The organism is Dietzia sp. DQ11-38-2, from assembly GCF_014145055.1.
Lineage (GTDB): Bacteria > Actinomycetota > Actinomycetes > Mycobacteriales > Mycobacteriaceae > Dietzia.
The window spans coordinates 1002-3030 of sequence record NZ_JAALDW010000513.1; the positions used below are offsets into that span (position 1 = coordinate 1002).

The following is a 2029-nucleotide window of genomic DNA, read 5'->3' on the forward strand; positions in this document are numbered from 1 at the left end:
CCCAGCCCGATCGCGGTGGCGTTGGCCAGCAGGACCTCGGGACGGCGCACCACGCGCAGGTTGATGAGCGGGTGCCGCGTCCGCACACTGTGCACGGCCCACCCCGTGAGGGCGGCCACCGACACCGCGAGCGTCCCCGCGGCGCGCGGCGAGACCCATCCCCAGCTCTGGGCCTCGGAGATCCACAGCAGCAGGGTGGTCAGGCCGACGCCCAACAGGATCGCTCCGGGCAGGTCGAGCGGGGTCCGGGGCGCGAGTGGATCGGGTCCGGCGGGCACGAACCGCCACACCCCGGCTGCCGCGGTGGCGACGAACACGGCGGCGAAGGCGAACGCGGACCGGTGGCCGAAGCCCGCGGCGAGCAGGCCGGTGAGCGGGTATCCCAGTCCCATCCCCACGGAGACCGTGACCGACAGCGTCGAGATGGCCGGTTGGGATCGCGAGTAGCTCAGGTGCCGGCGGGCCAGCGCGATGGTGACCGGGACCGTCCCGTAGAGCAGGCCCTGCAGCGCTCGGCCCAGGAGGAACACGGTGAAGTTCGTGGCGACGGTGGCGATGACCGACCCCGTGAAGATCACCGCCAGCGACGCCAGGAGCAACCGCCGGGTGTGAGGGCCGTCCGCCAAGCGGCCCATGATCGGGGTGGCGACGGCGCCCACCAGCAGGTTGACGGTGAGCATCCATTGCGCGGCGCTGACGGTGATGTCGAACTCGCCTGCGACCGACGGGACGAGCAGCATGCCCAGGGAGCTGACGATCGAGCTGGTGAGCCCGGCGTAGACGAGGGCCTGCAAGAACCAGCGGGGCGCGGGTGCGCGGCCTGTCGTGGTCACCCGGGGCCCTCGGTGTCCAGCCTGACGAGCAGCGGAACTGCCGCCGCGAGGGTGGCGCGATCGGATTCGCTGAGCTCGTCTGTGACGGCGCGGATCAGCCATTCCTGCCCGGCCGAGCGCTCGGCGACCAGACGGGTGCGGCCGGACCCGGTGAGGCTTACCAGGACCCGACGTCCGTCGGAGGGGTCGGGATTCCGGGAGACCAGCCCCATCGCCTCGAGTTCGCGCACCGCACCCGCCACCGCCTGGTGGCTGATCCGTTCGTGTGCGGCGAGGTCGGTGGCGGTGAGGGCGCCGAGGCGGTCGAGTCGGGCGAGGATCCCGACCTTCCCCATCGACAGCGTCCGGTGCTCGGCGAACCGTCGCCACAGCGGCCGGAGGGCCTCACGCAGGTCTGTGGCCAGTGCGGTCGGGTCGGTGGGCGCGGGGCTGCCGGGGACTGGGCTGGCCGGGGCGTGGGGCTGGTCGGTCACCCGCGTGATTCTACAAGCCGCTTGCGCAACCTACTTGCGGGACCCGGATGAGGCGGCTGGGGCGTCGGCTCGACAGCTCAGTACGTCCCGCAGTTGACCGGCGGCGGCACGCCGTCGAGCCGGTCGGCCAGGTACTGCACCGTGTCGCCGAGGCCGGAGAGCATCGGTACCGCGTGGTTGAGGGCGAATCCCGTGGCCACCGGCGGGGCGTGGTCGATGACCATCTCGACCGCGGCCCCCTGCGCACACCAGTCCCGGCCGAGCTGCTGCGACTGGTGGCCGGGCACGATGTCGTCGTTCATCGGGGACAGGATCCGCACCGGAGTGCTGGGCGTCAGGCGACCGATGCGCTCGCGCTCCAGGTAGCTCATGATGGCCGGATCCTGCCTGGCGATCTCACCGGCCGACTGGCCGGACGTCGTGTAGCGGTTGGTGCGTTGCTGGAAGAACTGGATGGCGGTCTCGCCGATGCACTGGTGCGAGGTGGCGGCGAGCATCGCCCGGCCCTCGTCGTTGAGATAGGCGTCGAGCAGCCCGCCCATCTCCGGATAGGCGTCGACCAGGCCGTTGAGCGCATAGCCGATCACCCCGGCGATCGCCGACCCGTCGGACCACTCGAGCGTGGCCAGGAGGTCGGCCGGCGGGGAGCCGGCCGCGGTACCCACCAGGTTCACTTCGGGCGCGTACTGCGGGTGCAGTTCGGCCGCTGCCGCCACCGCGCCG

3 protein-coding genes are annotated in these 2029 nt (G+C 72.1%); all 3 read right to left on the bottom strand.

Annotation, left to right across the window (positions count from 1 at the left end; translation table 11 throughout):
* On the bottom strand, positions 1-833 hold an 833-nt coding region (locus tag G6026_RS17680), incomplete at its 3' end, for an MFS transporter (RefSeq protein ID WP_347238127.1).
* Entirely contained in the window at positions 830-1306 is a 477-nt protein-coding gene (locus G6026_RS16020; RefSeq protein WP_231750397.1) for a MarR family transcriptional regulator, read from the bottom strand. The genes G6026_RS16020 and G6026_RS17680, both read right to left, overlap by 4 nt.
* Before the next feature lie 77 nt (positions 1307-1383).
* The coding region (locus G6026_RS16025) for a lipase family protein (RefSeq protein WP_241728138.1) at positions 1384-2029 on the bottom strand (646 nt) is incomplete at its 5' end.